Source organism: Streptomyces malaysiense, assembly GCF_000980885.2.
Classification (GTDB): Bacteria; Actinomycetota; Actinomycetes; order Streptomycetales; family Streptomycetaceae; genus Streptomyces; species Streptomyces malaysiense.
The window spans coordinates 22,460-37,342 of sequence record NZ_LBDA02000047.1 but is presented as its reverse complement, the minus strand read 5'-3'; the positions used below and the strand labels follow the sequence as shown (position 1 = coordinate 37,342).

Below are 14,883 nucleotides of genomic sequence, written 5' to 3'. Positions count from 1 at the left end.
CTCCGAAGGAGGTGCTCCATGAGTCTCGTTAGCTCTCTGAAGAAGGCATCCGGCTCTTTGGAGGACTTCAAGTCCAAAGCCTCCGGCGCCGCGACGTCGGCCAAGGGAATCGGCAGCGCCGGCAAGAAGAGTGCCGGCCAACTGAAGTCGCTCAAGACCGCCGCCGATGGTTCCGGGAAGGAGTTGAAGGACCTCAAGACCGCGTCCGACCATGCCGAGAAGTCGCTCGGCAAGGCCGGCAAGACGGGGTCCAGCGCCGGCAAGAACCTCGGGAAGTACGAGTCCGGGGCGAAGAAGGCCGCCAAGGGCCAGGACAAGATGAACAAGTCGATGAAGGGCAACTTCTTCGGCCTGCTCATGCAGTTGATACAGCCGCTCATCGACAAGGTCATCGACATGGTGACCCACTCAAAGACCATGCAGAAAGTCCTGAAGCGGGCCTTCACCGTCATCAAGACCGTGATCAGCCACGTCATGAAGGCCATCGGGCCGATCATGAAGAAGGCCGGGAAGCTGATCAAGTCGGTCTGGCACGGGATCAAGTCCGCGATCTCCTCCGTCGTCAGGGCGATCGCCGGGATCATCAGGGCGAACGTCCACGCCTGGAAGTCGGTCATCAGCAACACGCTGAAGGCGATCCGCGCGATCGTCTCCGGCGTCTGGAGGGGCATCAAGGCCGTCATCTCACCGGTCGTCAGCTGGATCAGGTCCGTGATCCCGAACGCCTTCCGGGCCGTCAAGGACCGGCTCTCCAGCATCTGGGGCGGTCTGAAGGGCATCGCAGGTCGCGCGTTCAGCGGCATCAAGAGCGCGGTGACCGGCCCGATCAACGGTGTCATCGGCATCATCAACCGGGCGATCAGCGCCCTCAACGGCATCCACGTGTCGATCCCGGGCTGGGTCCCGATGGTCGGCGGCAAGACCTTCGGCGTCTCGCTGCCGCACATTCCCTACCTCGCGACCGGCGGTGTCGTCATGCCCCGCTCGGGCGGCGTGCCGGCGATCCTCGCCGAGGCCGGTGAGGCGGAGGCCGTCCTGCCGCTGAGCAAGCTGGACCGGCTGCTGCACAGGGCCGCCGCACAGGGCCGGGCGTACGGCGGTGTCTCCGGCACCGACGGTGGAGCGCTGCACATCGAGCACTACTACGCGGCCGAGACCAGCAGCCCGCAGCGGACCGCCGACGCGCTGATGTTCCTGGCCAAGGCGCGCGGATGAGCAGCGCGGCCGTGCGCAACCCGTTCGAAAGGGCCGTACCCGTCCTGCGCTCCTTCCGGACCCAGGCGGAGCATGCCCAGGGGAGCATGCGGTCCTTCACCAGCCGCATCAAGGGCGCAGCGGGCGACCTCGACCACGTCACCGCCCCCGCCCGCCAGAGCGCCACCGCCCTCCAGAGGATCAAGACGAACGCCGACATCGCCGCCCGGTCCGTCACCAAGGCCGGGCGGACGGCGAGCGGCGCCGCGTCGCACATCAAGTCCGCCGGAACCAAGCTCAAGAGCGCCGGCAGAACACTCGGGAAGCTCAAGGACCTGCTCGGCGGTGTCTTCGCCGTCGTCGGCGCGCTCATCGCCGCCTCCGGCGTCTTCGGCGGGCTGCTGGACAAGTTCGGCACCGCCATGACCATCGGTTCCGGCGTGATGATGCTGATCAACCTGGTGACCCGCGCCAACCCCATCGGCTTCGTCGCGGGCATCCTGCTCCCCGTCGCCGGCTGGCTGCTGGACCTCGCGATGAACTCCGAGACCGGGCAACGGCTGATGGAGCAGCTCGCCAAGCTCGTCCTGAAGTACGTCATGGGCGTCCTGACCGTCCTCGCGCCCGTCCTCAAGGTCATCGCGAAAGTGGTGGGCATCTATGTGACGGGATACCTGCACATCATCGTCGGCACGCTCACCACCCTCAGCGCGCTGATCCGCACCGGTTTCGCCGTACTCAAAGCGCTCACCACGGGCGACACCCGCGCTCTCAGGGGGAAGGCATCGGCGGTCTGGCACGGTCTCCAGAACGCCGTGAAGCCCGTGCTGAACTGGATCGGCAAGCACATCCCCCGCATGTTCCAGCGGGTCAAGGACGCAACGTCCAGCACCCTCCGCGCGATGGGCCGGTTCATCACCACCGGCGCGCAGACCGTCGCCGGCGTCGTCAAGGGACCGATCCAGGGCCTGATCGCCTTCGCCAACTGGGTCATCGAGGGCCTCAACCACCTCAGCTTCAGCATCCTCGGCAAGAAGTTCGGCGTACACCTGGACAAGATCCCGATGCTCGCGGAGGGCGGCATCGCGGTCCCCGGCTCCCATTCCCGCGCAGGCCGGGTGCTGCCCCTCACCGCCCTGGAACGACAGCGCGCGCTCGCCGCCCGGCACCGGACGGCCCCTCAACACCGCTACCACATCAAGGAGTTCCACGAGAGCCGGGGCGCCGGCGCCTTCGGCACGGCAGAAGACCTCCTCTTCCTGGCCTCCGCCCACGCCTGCGCATGACAGCCACGACAGTGAGGTGACGGCCCCATGGCCGATACGACCACAACCGCATACACCGACGACGTCCCACCCGGCTCACTCATCACCCTCGACGGGCAGATGCAGTGGGCCGGACTGCTGATGGGCCCCGGCACGCCGTACGAGATCGGCGGCGACGGGCTCACCGGCTGGGAGGACCTGCCCGACTACGACACCTCCGACGCCGACCACCCCACCTCGCACGGCGCCTGGCCGGGCGCCCGCTACGCCAAGCCCCGCAAGGTCGGCGGCACGGTGTGGACCGTGCCGCCGCAGGACGGCACCGCCTCCTCGCTCGCCGCGACGCGCGCCCTGCGCCAGGCGCTGCTGCTGGGAGACGACGAACGCTGGCTCGCGGTGCGGCTGCACGGGGAGACGCTGGCCGTACGCGCCAGGGTCAGTCAGCGGGTGCTCGCCGCCGACCGCACGTACACCACGCAGGGCGTCTCGAAGGCGGCTGTCCAGTGGTACGCGACCGACCCGCGCCGTTACGCCGTCGACGAGCAGACGGCCGTCACCGGCGCCCCGCAGCCGGAGAGCGGCCTCACCTGGCCGCTGACCTGGCCCCTGTACTGGGGGCAGGCAGCCTCCACCGGTGACGTCGACGCCGGCAACGACGGCTCGGCGCCCACCCATCCGGTGCTCACCTTCACCGGCCCCTGCGCCAACCCGACCGTCACCGACCGGACTTCGGGGCGCAAGCTGCGCTACCAGATCGTTCTCGCCGCCGGTGACGAGCTCGTCGTGGACACGGCTTCCGGGACGGTCACCCTCAACGCCACCGCCTCCCGCCGCCACACCGCCGCCGCCGACAGCAGCCCCGAAGAACTGTTCGCCTTCGATCCGGGCACCGCCCGGCTGGCGTTCCGCCCGGACACCTACGGCACCGGCGCCCGTATGACCGTCCGCTGGCGCTCCGCCGAGTGGTGACACCGCCCGGTCGCGGGCCCGAACTCAGCAGCAGAGGAGAACCCCAGTGAACCTGCGCAGCTCATGGGCGGCCGAGACCGGCCAGACCCGCGAGGACACCCGTCTGACCCAGATGGGCGCGACCACGCCGACCAACCCGCTGGAGGTCCGCTCCGGTGTCCTGCCCGGCTCCTACGACGGCCGGTACCGCGTCTCGGGCTTCTGGCTGGAGGGCGGCGCGGGCACCATGACCGCCACCGTGCACGAGGGCCGGGCCGTCATCCAGGCCGGCAGCACCCAGGGTGCCTACCCGGTCACACTGCCCGAGCCGGCCACGCTCACCTTCGCCGACGGCGACGCCACGAACCCCCGGCTCGACCTGGTCGTCCTGCGGATCTACGACAACGTGTACGACAGCTCCGGCTTCACCAAGGCGGCCCTGGAGATCGTCCAGGGCACACCGGCCGCCGCTCCGGCCTGGCCCGCGCTCCCCGGCATCACGATGCCGATCTACGAGGTCAAGGTGCAGGCCGGCACAGGCGCCGGCAACGGCGGCGTCGACTGGAGCTCCGACGACGTCCGGGACCTGCGCACCACCACCGTCGCGGCCGGCGGCATCCTCCCGGCGTACGGCGACACCGGCAACGGCGCCTACCCGGGCCAGTACCGCGACTCGGGCGGCGCCCTGCAGCGCTGGGACGGCTCGGCCTGGGTGTCGTACCCGAGCGCACTGGGCGGCATCGCCCCGGCCGGAACCGTCACCACCGCCAGCTACACCGGCCAGTACCGCGACAGCTCCTCCGGTGTCCTGCAGCGCTGGAACGGCTCGTCGTGGGTGTCGTACCAGCCGCTGCCGACCTGGACCGACTACACGCCGGTGTGGGGCGCCGAGAACGGCACCGCCCCCAGCATCGGCAACGGCACGCTGGCCGGGTCGTACGCGAAGCTCGGCACGGTCGTGCACGTCCGGATCTACCTGAAGATCGGGTCCACGACCAACCTGTCCGCCCAGGACTCCAACGGCAACTGGGACTTCTCGCTGCCGGTCCCGCCGGTGTCGACGACGTGGAAGCTGGACGGGCGCGTGCTCGACGTACTCGGCTTCGACGACTCCGCGAACCTGCTGTACCAGGGCAGCGGGCTGCTGTCGACGAACGGCGGCGGCGTCGTCCGTTCGCTGCGCGAGACCCTGCACACCGCCGGCGACATCTGGGACAAGGGCTACCCCTTCACCTGGGCATCCGGAGACGTGCTGTCGATCTACGGCACCTACGAGTCCGCTTCCTGACCCCGGCCCGCTCGGAAGGATTCCCATGAACGCACGCTCCGCCTGGCTGCCGCTCACCGGCCAGACCCGGGAGGACACCCGGCTCACCGCCTTTGGCGCCCTCACCCCCACCTCGCCCGCGAGCACCCGCTCCGGCGTCCTGCCCGGCTCCTACGACGGCAGGTACCGCATCTCGGGCTTCTGGCTGGCCGGGAACAGCGGCGCGATGACCGCCGTGGTCAGCTCCGGCCGGGCCGTGGTCCAGGCCGCGGAGACCCGCGGCGCCTACCCGGTGACCGTCGTCGACGAGCCCACCCTGACCTTCGCCGACGGCGACGCCCAGTACACCCGGATCGACCTGGTCGTCCTGCGCGTCTACGACAACACCTACGACGGCTTGGGCCGCACCGAGGCCACCGTCGAGATCGTCCAGGGCACCCCCGCCGACACACCGGCCGCGCCCGCCGCGCCGGACCTCTCCCTGCCCCTGTTCCAGGTCAAGGTCCCGGCCGGGGCGAGCACCGGCAGCGGCGGCATCGCCTGGGACACGGCCCTGACCGATCTGCGCACCCCGGCCGTGGCCCTCGGCGGCATCCTGCCGGCCACCGCCGGGGACACCGTGGCCGGGGCGTACCCGGGCCAGTTCCGGGACCTCGACGGGACGCTCCAGCGCTGGGACGGCACCGCCTGGGGCGCCTACCCGCAGGGCATCGGCGGCGTCGCCCCCGCCACCGTGACCACCGGCGGCTACACCGGCCAGTACCGCGACGCGCCGAACGGCGTCCTGCAGCGCTGGAGCGGCTCGGCCTGGACGTCGGCCGTGGTGACGCCCGCGTTCGCCTCGTCCCTGGACGCCGGGTCCACCACGTCGACGACGTACACGGCCACGCTGTCCGGCACGGGCGTCGCCTCGCTCGACCTCGGCTTCGTCGCCCCGCCCACCGGCGCGGTACTGCTCCACTTCGGCGCACGCATGACGACCATCGGCAGCACGACCGCTACCGCGTACATGTCTCCGAAGGTCACGCAGGGCAGCACCGTGTACTTCAGTCCCGGCAACGACGAGTACTCCGCCATGTACGGCGGTCCCGTGGGCGGCTCGGTCTCCACCATGTGGCGGCTGTACGGGCTGACCCCCGGCGCGACCTACACGATGACCGCCCTGCACCGCTCCAGCGACGCGTCGGTGACGTGCTGGTTCGACAACATCTTCATGCGCGTGGACCCGGCCAACTGACCCTTCCCCGTTCCCGAAAGGAGCTGTCATGCCCGTACGCTCCGGCTGGCTCTCCCCCGACAGTCAGTCCCGTGAGGACACCCGGCTCGTGGCGTTCGGCGCGCTGACCCCGGTCTCGCCCGTCGCCACCCGCTCCGGCGTCCTGCCGGGCTCCGCCGACGGACAGACACGCCTGTCCGGATTCACCGCCGAGGGCATCGCGAACTCGATGTCCGTCACCGTCCACCCCGGCCGGGCACTCGTCCAGGGCCTCGACGCGCAGGGCGCCTACCCGGTGGCGCTCACCGAGGACCTGACGCTCACCTTCGCCGACGGCGACGCCCAGTACGACCGGATCGACCTGGTCGTCCTGCGGATCTACGACGACTTCCACGACGGCTCCGGCCGCACCGAGGCCGCCGTCGAGATCGTCCAGGGCACCCCGGCCGCCGTCCCCGCGGTGCCGGCCACGCCCGCCCTGGCGATCCCGCTCTACCAGGCCGCCATATCCAAGGGGTCGAGCGCGGCGCAGGCTCCGGCCTGGAACCAGACGCTCACCGGCATGCGGACCACCACCGTCGCGCTCGGCGGCATCCTGCCGGTCACCACGGACACCACCGGCGGCGCCTACCCCGGTCAGTACCGCGACCTGGGCGGAGTCCTCCAGCGCTGGACCGGCACCGCCTGGGCGGACTACCAGAGCCCGGTCGCCGTCGAGACCACCACCACCGGCGCCACCGCGACCACCGACTGGACGCTGACGTCGTACAGCGCCCGCCGCACCCACGGCATGTGCTCCTTCACCCTGGCGCTCACCAGGAGCGGCGCCGACCTCACCGCCACCGCCGCCGGCACCACCAACCCGGGCAACGTGTCCGACCAACTGATCGCCACCCTGCCGGAGGGCTGGCGGCCGACCGGAGAGACCATCGCCGCCGCCTCGGACGGATACGCCGACGGATCCGTCCGCATCCTCGCCGACGGCTCGGTCTACCTCATCACCTGGTCCACCAGCGGTGTCATCCAGACCGGCCACAACCTGCGCCTGTCCGCCTGCTACGTGCTGTGACGACCGCGCCGAGGAGCTGACCGCCACATGACCACGAACACCCCCTACCGCGCGATCTTCTGCGACCTGCTCACCGACCACACCATCGACATCCTGCCGCTGCGCGACGTCACCGTCGACGACTACATCGGCAGGGCCGGCTCACTCTCCGGCACCATCCCCGTCGCCAACGCGGAGATGGCCGCCCGGGTCCGCCGTATCGAGGAGGGCCGCACCTCGGTCTACCTCCAGCGCGGCAAAGACCTGTGGTGGGGCGGCATCATCTGGACCAGCACCCTGCAGAGCGACGACAAGGGCATCCTCACGCTCGGCATCCAGGCGGCGACCTTCGAGTCGTACGCCGGCCGGCGCCTGATCCGGGCGAAGACCCCCGAGTACGACGCCTCGTACACGCTGCCCTTCGCCGGCATGGACCAGCTGGACATCGCCCGGGGTCTGTGGACCGACATGCAGACCTCGCTGGACGGCGGGAACATCCTCGTCACCTACGGCACCGAGACCTCCGGCGTGACCCGCACGATCACCTACCGGGACGGTGACGAGACCTCCTACCAGGACGCCCTGGACTCGCTGGCCGCGCTGGAGGACGGCTTCGAGTACCACATCACCGTCTACACCGACCCGGCCTCGGGCTCCCGGGTACGCCGGCTGGTGCTGGGCCACCCGAAGATCGAGACCGGCGCCACCGACCTGGTCCTGGACCGGCCGGGCACCGTCCTGTCGTACTCCTTCCCGCGCGACGCCACCCGCGGCGGCACCACCGCGCGGGCCCGGGGCGCCTCCACCAACTCCGACCAGGCCAGCGAGTCCCGGCCGCTGGCCTCCACGGTCGCGGTCGCCGACCAGCTGATCGGCACCGGCGAGGGCCATGCGGGATACCCCCGCGTCGACCTCACCTCCGACCACAACGACACCACCGACCAGAACACCCTGGACGCGCTCGCCCGTACCGAACTGGCCGCGGCCACCGGCGCGGTGGTGATCCCCGCGATCAGCATCCGGCTCGACGACCTGGTGCCGACCGCGCTCCTCGGCCGCACCGCGCGCATCCGGATCACCGACGAGTGGTTCACGGAGGGCCTCGACGCCCGCTACCGGATCATCGGCGTCAAGGTCAGCCCGGCGCAGCGCGGCCGTCCCGACACCGCCGAGCTCTACCTGGAGGAGGCCGCCTGATGCCCCAGCTGCCCGAAGACATCATCGACCGGCTGACCCAGATGGAACGCCGGATCCAGCAGCTCTCCACCGCCGTCAACACCCGGCCCGCCCTCAACACGGTCTCGGGCGGCGGGGTGGAGATCACCGGCGGCGGCTATCTGTTCGTCCGGCCGCCGTCCGGCGGGCCCGCCACCTTCGCTGTCGGCAAGTGGACCGGCAGCGAGTACGGCCTGGCGATGCGCCGTCAGACCGGCGAACTGGCCCTGAGCCTGTACAACGGCGACGGCACCGCCACCTCGCTGCAACCGCTGCGCATCTACGACAAGGCAGCGCGTGAGCTCATCTCCGACGACATCGGCGCCGGTGGCCTGGCCCGGCCCTGGCTGGCCATGCTGCCGCCGCAGGACACCGCCACCGCCCGCTGGCCGCAGACCACTTCGGCCTCCTGGACGACGATCGCGATGTCCTACAACGTCATCTGGCAACCGAAGATGCGGCTCCTGCTGAACACCAGGACCAGCTCCGGCGCGACCGGCTCCGTCCGGGTGCTCGTCAACGGCGCCCAGTGGGGCAGCACCGTCACCGCCCCCACGGACTTCGACTACAGCGGCCTGGTCGCCACCGACTTCGCCTCGGTCTACGGCACGCTGCTCAAGGTCGAGGTCCAGGCACAGGTCACCAGCACCTCCGGCACCGTCTACGCCAACCCGGTGCTCATGTACGGCCGTCAGACCTGAGAAAGGCATCGCATCCATGGACATCGACACCACCCAGCCCTGGGGCGTCGCGATCGACTACGCGGGCCGCGCCACCCTCACCGAGGCCGGCCACACCGTCTACGTCAACGTATCCGACACCAGCCTCAGCAGCGTCATCGCGCCCGACTCGATCACCGGGACCTACTCTCCCGTCACCGTCACCGCCCAGTTCACGGAGCCCGGCGACAACGGCGCCGTGCTGCGCGGCACCGGCCGCGTCACGGTCATGCCCGTCGGCACGGCCCCGGTCGTCCCCGACCAGACGGCCGTCCAGCGGGCGGTCGCCGACGCCCTGGCCGACTTCACCGCCAACGCGGCCGCGTACGCCGACCTGTGCGCCGCCTGGACGCCCGCCGGGAGCGGTCCGGGCACCGGCGCCTGATCCCCGTAGATCCCCGTACCTCCTACCCGCACCCCCCTCCCCCACAGCCACCCCCTCCCTCCCGCCCCGAGCCCGCCGGCCCGGGGCTTCCTCATGTCTGGAGTCCACATGGCCACACCCCTGTCCGCCGACGCCCTCGTCGCCGCGCTGCGTGCCGAGGGCGTCACCGTCGTGGAGCAGGCCGGTTGGCGGACGCACAACCGGAATCAGAAGGGCAGTTGGGGTCCGGTGAACGGGGTGGTCATCCACCACACCGTCACCTCCGGCACCAGCTCCAGCGTCAACCTGTGCTTCAACGGCGACTCCGCGCTGCCCGGCCCGCTGTGCCACGGCGTGATCGCCAAGGACGGCACGGTCCACCTCGTCGGCAACGGCCGCGCCAACCACGCCGGCGGCGGCGACCCGTCGGTACTGCGGGCCGTGATCAGCGAGACGTACGGCGACCGGCCGCCGCTGCCGCACGAGCACGAGGGCAGCGCCGGCGCCGTAGACGGCAACTCCCGCTTCTACGGCTTCGAGTGCGTCAACCTCGGCGACGGCCACGACCCTTGGCCGGACGCCCAGTTGGAGGCCATCGAGCGGGTCTCGGCGGCGCTGTGCCGGGCCCACGGCTGGGGCGCCAAGTCGGTGATCGGGCACCTGGAGTGGTCCGACTGGAAGAGCGATCCGCGCGGCTTCTCCATGTCCGGGATGCGCGGGCGGATCCAGGCGCGGCTGTCCGCCGGCACCGGTCCGAAGCGCCCCCCGCAGCCCCCGCGCCCGCCGCGGTACCAGCCCTTCCCGGGCGTCTCGTTCTTCAGGAGCAAGCCGGACTCCCCGATCGTCACCGCGCTGGGCCGCCGGCTGGTCGCCGAGGGCTGCGGCCGCTACAAGGTGGGCCCCTCCGCCCAGTGGACGGCCGCCGACCAGCAGTCGTACGCCGCCTGGCAGCGCAAGCTCGGCTACCGGGGCGCCGACGCCGACGGCTGGCCGGGCCCCACCTCCTGGGCGGCCCTGAAGGTCCCGCACACCGCCTGAAGCACATCCGGAAAAGCGAGGTCCCCCCATGTCAGAGGCCGCCAAGCGCACCCTCCGCACCGCCCTGCAGACCGCTGTCGGCCTGTGCGTGCTGCTGCCCACCCTTGTCGACGCCGTCGGCGTGCCCCGCACCCTGCCCTGGGCCGCGGGCGTGCTGGCCGTCGCCGCGGGCGTCACCCGGCTGATGGCCGTACCCGGCGTCCAGGCGCTGCTGCCCGCGTGGCTGCGCACCGAGAACCGGCCGAACACGGACGCCGAGCTACGGTCCCTGGCCGCCGCCTCGCCGACCGGGCGGGGTGAGGAGTGAACGAACCCTCGTCTTCCTCCTCCCTCTCCGATCCGACCGCCGTCGCCGTGGAGCTGGAGCGGCTGCGCGGCACCGTCGAGGCCGGCTTCGCCCGGGTCGACGGCTCACTCGCGCTGCTGGTCCAGCGCAGCGACCAGACGGACAGACAGCTCGCCGACCACGAGAAGCGGCTGGACGCCCTGGAGCGCGGCCGCTGGCCGCTCGCCAGCGTCGGCGCGCTCGCCGCGGTGGCCACGGTCGCCGTCACGACCTGGCAGCTGACGGCCCGCTGACAACGCCGAAGGGCGGCCACCCCCCGATGGGGAGCGGCCGCCCTTCAGACTGCTCGCTTACTGGTTGTACGGACCGTAGTCGTAGTCCTCCAGCGGAACGGCCTGGCCGGAGCCCGTGCCGAACGGCGAGTAGTCGATGTCGTCGTAGCCGACGGCCGAGTACATCGCGGCCTTGGCCTCCTCGGTCGGCTCGACCCGGATGTTGCGGTAGCGGGACAGACCCGTACCGGCCGGGATGAGCTTACCGATGATGACGTTCTCCTTGAGGCCGATGAGGCTGTCGGACTTGGCGTTGATCGCCGCATCCGTCAGGACTCGGGTCGTCTCCTGGAAGGAGGCGGCCGACAGCCAGGACTCCGTCGCCAGCGAGGCCTTGGTGATACCCATCAGCTGCGGACGACCGGAGGCGGGGTGACCGCCCTCCTGGACCACACGACGGTTCTCGGTCTCGAACTTCGAACGCTCGACCAGCTCGCCGGGCAGCAGCTCCGCGTCGCCCGACTCGATGATCGTCACACGGCGCAGCATCTGCCGGATGATGATCTCGATGTGCTTGTCGTGGATCGACACACCCTGCGAGTTGTACACCTTCTGGACCTCGCCGACCAGGTGGACCTGGACGGCACGCTGACCCAGGATGCGCAGCACGTCGTGCGGGTTGGTGGCACCCACGGTGAGCTGCTGGCCCACCTCGACGTGCTCGCCCTCACGGACCAGGACCTTGGCACGCTTCGAGATCGGGAACGCCGTCTCGTCGCTGCCGTCGTCCGGGGTGACGACGAGCTTCTTCGTCTTCTCGGTCTCCTCGATCCGCACGCGGCCGGAGGCCTCGGAGATCGGGGCGACACCCTTCGGGGTACGGGCCTCGAAGAGCTCGACGACACGCGGCAGACCCTGGGTGATGTCGTCACCGGCCACACCACCGGTGTGGAAGGTACGCATCGTCAGCTGGGTACCGGGCTCACCGATGGACTGGGCGGCGATGATGCCGACCGCCTCACCGATGTCGACCAGCTTGCCGGTGGCCAGCGAACGGCCGTAGCACATCGCGCAGGTGCCGACGGCGGACTCACAGGTCAGGACCGAGCGGGTCTTGACCGTCTCCACACCGTACTTGACCAGCTCGTCGATGAGCACGTCGCCGAGGTCGGTACCGGCCGGGGCCAGCACCTTGCCGTCGACCACGATGTCCTCGGCGAGGCAGCGCGCGTACACGGACGTCTCGACGTTGCCCGTCTTGCGCAGGACACCGTCCTCGCCACGCTCGGCGATCGCCAGCTTGAGGCCGCGCTCGGTGCCGCAGTCCTCCTCGCGGATGATGACGTCCTGGGAGACGTCGACCAGACGACGGGTGAGGTAACCCGAGTCGGCGGTACGCAGAGCGGTGTCCGCCAGACCCTTACGGGCACCGTGGGTGGAGATGAAGTACTCCAGCACGGACAGGCCCTCACGGAACGAGGCCTTGATGGGACGCGGGATGGTCTCGTTCTTCGCGTTCGACACCAGACCACGCATACCGGCGATCTGCCGCATCTGCATCATGTTTCCTCGGGCACCCGAGTCAACCATCATGAAGATGGGGTTGGTCTTGGGGAAGTTCTCGTTCATCGCCTCGGCGACCTCGTTGGTCGCCTTGGTCCAGATCGCGATGAGCTCCTGAGTGCGCTCTTCCTTGGTGATCAGACCGCGCTCGTACTGCTTCTGGACCTTCTCGTCCTGGGCCTCGTAGCCCGCGACGATGGCCTTCTTCGCCTCGGGGACGACGACGTCGGAGATGGCCACGGTGACACCGGAGCGGGTACCCCAGTAGAAGCCGGCCGCCTTCAGGTTGTCGAGCGTCGCCGCCACGATGACCTTGGGGTAGCGCTCGGCCAGGTCGTTGACGATCTCGCCGAGCTGCTTCTTGCCCACCGAGTAGTCGACGAACGGGTAGTCCTCGGGCAGCAGCTCGTTGAAGAGCGCGCGGCCCAGGGTGGTGCGCAGGCGGAACGAGTCCCCCTGCTGCCACTCGGGCTCGCCCTCCTCGCGGGCCGGCGGGGTCCAGCCGCGCGGCGGGATGGTGCCCACCGGGAAGCGGATGTCGACCGCCGACTGGAGCGACAGCTCGCCGGCGTCGAACGCCATGGTCGCCTCGGCCGTGGAGCCGAACGCGCGGCCCTCGCCCTTGACGTCGCGCAGCTCGCCGTCGGTGGTGAGGAAGAACAGGCCGAGGACCATGTCCTGGGTCGGCATCGTCACCGGGCGGCCGTCGGCCGGCTTGAGGATGTTGTTCGAGGACAGCATCAGGATGCGGGCCTCGGCCTGCGCCTCCGCTGACAGCGGCAGGTGCACGGCCATCTGGTCACCGTCGAAGTCCGCGTTGAACGCGGTGCAGACGAGCGGGTGGATCTGGATGGCCTTGCCCTCGACCAGCTGCGGCTCGAAGGCCTGGATACCGAGGCGGTGCAGGGTGGGTGCACGGTTCAGCAGCACCGGGTGCTCGGCGATGACCTCTTCGAGGACGTCGTACACCACGGTGCGGCCGCGCTCGACCATGCGCTTGGCCGACTTGATGTTCTGCGCGTGGTTCAGGTCGACCAGGCGCTTCATCACGAACGGCTTGAACAGCTCCAGCGCCATCGCCTTGGGCAGACCGCACTGGTGCAGCTTGAGCTGCGGACCGACGACGATGACGGAACGCGCCGAGTAGTCGACACGCTTGCCGAGCAGGTTCTGACGGAATCGACCCTGCTTGCCCTTCAGCATGTCGCTGAGGGACTTCAGCGGACGGTTGCCGGGGCCCGTCACCGGGCGGCCGCGACGGCCGTTGTCGAAGAGGGCGTCGACCGCCTCCTGGAGCATGCGCTTCTCGTTGTTCACGATGATCTCGGGCGCACCGAGGTCGAGAAGCCGCTTCAGGCGGTTGTTGCGGTTGATGACACGGCGGTACAGGTCGTTCAGGTCGGAGGTCGCGAAGCGGCCACCGTCCAGCTGCACCATCGGACGCAGGTCCGGCGGGATGACCGGGACGCAGTCCAGGACCATGCCCTTGGGGCTGTTGGAGGTCTGCAGGAACGCGGAGACGACCTTCAGCCGCTTGAGGGCACGGGTCTTCTTCTGGCCCTTGCCGGTGCGGATGATCTCGCGGAGCTTCTCGGCCTCCTCGTCGAGGTCGAAGGACTCCAGGCGCTTCTGCAGCGCCGCGGCACCCATCGAGCCGTCGAAGTACGTGCCGAAGCGGTCGCGCAGCTCGCGGTAGAGCAGCTCGTCGCCCTCCAGGTCCTGGACCTTGAGGTTCTTGAACCGGTTCCACACCTCGTCGAGGCGGTCGATCTCGCGCTGCGCGCGGTCGCGCAGCTGCTTCATCTCGCGCTCGGCACCCTCGCGCACCTTGCGGCGCACGTCGGCCTTGGCGCCCTCGGCCTCCAGCTCGGCCAGGTCGGTCTCGAGCTTCTTGGCGCGGGCCTCCAGGTCGGAGTCGCGGCGGTTCTCGATGTGCTGACGCTCGACCGAGACGTGCGCCTCCAGGGAGGGCAGGTCGCGGGTGCGACGCTCCTCGTCGACGTACGTGATCATGTACGCCGCGAAGTAGATGACCTTCTCCAGGTCCTTCGGGGCGAGGTCCAGCAGGTAGCCCAGGCGGGACGGGACGCCCTTGAAGTACCAGATGTGGGTGACGGGAGCGGCCAGCTCGATGTGGCCCATCCGCTCACGGCGCACCTTGGCGCGCGTGACCTCGACGCCACAGCGCTCGCAGATGATGCCCTTGAAGCGGACACGCTTGTACTTGCCGCAGTAGCACTCCCAGTCCCGGGTAGGACCGAAGATCTTCTCGCAGAAGAGTCCGTCCTTCTCGGGCTTCAGGGTGCGGTAGTTGATGGTCTCGGGCTTCTTGACCTCACCGTGGCTCCACTGACGGATGTCGTCAGCGGTGGCCAGGCCGATCCGGAGCTCGTCGAAGAAGTTGACGTCGAGCACTATGCGTCAATCCCTCTCAGGGTCGTTAAGTCTGTGGTCTGAAACGGGGGCCTGGGGGTCGGCGGGGCCCTGT

The 14,883-nt window shown here is 70.0% G+C and carries 13 protein-coding genes; 12 read left to right on the top strand and 1 reads right to left on the bottom strand.

Annotated features, from left to right (window positions below; all coding sequences use genetic code 11):
• Positions 1 to 18: 18 nt before the first annotated feature.
• The 12 genes from VT52_RS19290 (at position 19) to VT52_RS19235 (ending at position 10,853) form a co-directional block, all read left to right on the top strand.
• Entirely contained in the window at positions 19 to 1,215 is a 1,197-nt protein-coding gene (locus VT52_RS19290) for a phage tail protein (RefSeq protein WP_046428184.1), read from the top strand.
• Entirely contained in the window at positions 1,212 to 2,480 is a 1,269-nt protein-coding gene (locus VT52_RS19285) for a phage tail family protein (RefSeq protein ID WP_046428182.1), read from the top strand. Before VT52_RS19290 ends, VT52_RS19285 begins: the two co-directional genes overlap by 4 nt.
• A 27-nt stretch (positions 2,481 to 2,507) precedes the next feature.
• Positions 2,508 to 3,428 carry a phage distal tail protein gene (locus VT52_RS19280; protein ID WP_046428180.1) on the top strand — a complete coding sequence of 307 codons (921 nt, stop codon included), beginning with the start codon at positions 2,508 to 2,510 and terminating at the stop codon, positions 3,426 to 3,428.
• A 46-nt stretch (positions 3,429 to 3,474) separates the two neighbouring features.
• Positions 3,475 to 4,695, top strand: a complete 1,221-nt coding sequence (locus VT52_RS19275) for a hypothetical protein (protein WP_046428177.1) — start codon at positions 3,475 to 3,477, stop codon at positions 4,693 to 4,695.
• A gap of 25 nt (positions 4,696 to 4,720) precedes the next feature.
• Positions 4,721 to 5,911, top strand: coding sequence for a hypothetical protein (locus VT52_RS19270; protein ID WP_046428175.1), 1,191 nt, complete (start codon positions 4,721 to 4,723; stop codon positions 5,909 to 5,911).
• Positions 5,912 to 5,939: 28 nt separating this feature from the next.
• Positions 5,940 to 6,959 carry a hypothetical protein gene (locus VT52_RS19265; protein WP_046428171.1) on the top strand — a complete coding sequence of 340 codons (1,020 nt, stop codon included), beginning with the start codon at positions 5,940 to 5,942 and terminating at the stop codon, positions 6,957 to 6,959.
• A gap of 27 nt (positions 6,960 to 6,986) precedes the next feature.
• A complete protein-coding gene (locus tag VT52_RS19260; protein ID WP_046428168.1) occupies positions 6,987 to 8,135 on the top strand; it encodes a hypothetical protein in 1,149 nt (382 codons plus the stop codon).
• A complete protein-coding gene (locus VT52_RS19255) occupies positions 8,135 to 8,854 on the top strand; it encodes a hypothetical protein (RefSeq protein ID WP_046428165.1) in 720 nt (239 codons plus the stop codon). The genes VT52_RS19260 and VT52_RS19255 overlap by 1 nt, the downstream gene beginning before the upstream one ends.
• 16 nt (positions 8,855 to 8,870) lie before the next feature.
• A complete protein-coding gene (locus VT52_RS19250; RefSeq protein WP_046428163.1) occupies positions 8,871 to 9,257 on the top strand; it encodes a hypothetical protein in 387 nt (128 codons plus the stop codon).
• Between the two features lie 108 nt (positions 9,258 to 9,365).
• Positions 9,366 to 10,274, top strand: coding sequence for a peptidoglycan-binding protein (locus tag VT52_RS19245; RefSeq protein WP_046419447.1), 909 nt, complete (start codon positions 9,366 to 9,368; stop codon positions 10,272 to 10,274).
• 28 nt (positions 10,275 to 10,302) lie between these two features.
• Positions 10,303 to 10,581 (top strand): hypothetical protein, encoded by a 279-nt coding sequence (locus VT52_RS19240; protein ID WP_046419446.1) that lies wholly within the window; start codon positions 10,303 to 10,305, stop codon positions 10,579 to 10,581.
• Complete coding sequence (locus tag VT52_RS19235) at positions 10,578 to 10,853, top strand: hypothetical protein (protein WP_046419443.1); 276 nt, start codon at positions 10,578 to 10,580, stop codon at positions 10,851 to 10,853. Before VT52_RS19240 ends, VT52_RS19235 begins: the two co-directional genes overlap by 4 nt.
• A gap of 57 nt (positions 10,854 to 10,910) precedes the next feature.
• Here VT52_RS19235 and VT52_RS19230 read toward each other — a convergent pair whose 3' ends face one another.
• A complete protein-coding gene (locus VT52_RS19230; RefSeq protein ID WP_046419441.1) occupies positions 10,911 to 14,810 on the bottom strand; it encodes a DNA-directed RNA polymerase subunit beta' in 3,900 nt (1,299 codons plus the stop codon).
• Between the last annotated feature and the right edge of the window lie 73 nt (positions 14,811 to 14,883).

Excerpts from the sequence above, each read along its gene's own strand:
- VT52_RS19285 (WP_046428182.1), top strand. The coding sequence starts at position 1,212 with ATGAGCAGCGCGGCCGTGCGCAACCCGTTCGAAAGGGCCGTACCCGTC.
- VT52_RS19265 (WP_046428171.1), top strand. The coding sequence starts at position 5,940 with ATGCCCGTACGCTCCGGCTGGCTCTCCCCCGACAGTCAGTCCCGTGAG.
- VT52_RS19260 (WP_046428168.1), top strand. The coding sequence starts at position 6,987 with ATGACCACGAACACCCCCTACCGCGCGATCTTCTGCGACCTGCTCACC.
- VT52_RS19290 (WP_046428184.1), top strand. The coding sequence starts at position 19 with ATGAGTCTCGTTAGCTCTCTGAAGAAGGCATCCGGCTCTTTGGAGGAC.
- VT52_RS19280 (WP_046428180.1), top strand. The coding sequence starts at position 2,508 with ATGGCCGATACGACCACAACCGCATACACCGACGACGTCCCACCCGGC.
- VT52_RS19250 (WP_046428163.1), top strand. The coding sequence starts at position 8,871 with ATGGACATCGACACCACCCAGCCCTGGGGCGTCGCGATCGACTACGCG.
- VT52_RS19270 (WP_046428175.1), top strand. The coding sequence starts at position 4,721 with ATGAACGCACGCTCCGCCTGGCTGCCGCTCACCGGCCAGACCCGGGAG.
- VT52_RS19245 (WP_046419447.1), top strand. The coding sequence starts at position 9,366 with ATGGCCACACCCCTGTCCGCCGACGCCCTCGTCGCCGCGCTGCGTGCC.
- VT52_RS19240 (WP_046419446.1), top strand. The coding sequence starts at position 10,303 with ATGTCAGAGGCCGCCAAGCGCACCCTCCGCACCGCCCTGCAGACCGCT.
- VT52_RS19255 (WP_046428165.1), top strand. The coding sequence starts at position 8,135 with ATGCCCCAGCTGCCCGAAGACATCATCGACCGGCTGACCCAGATGGAA.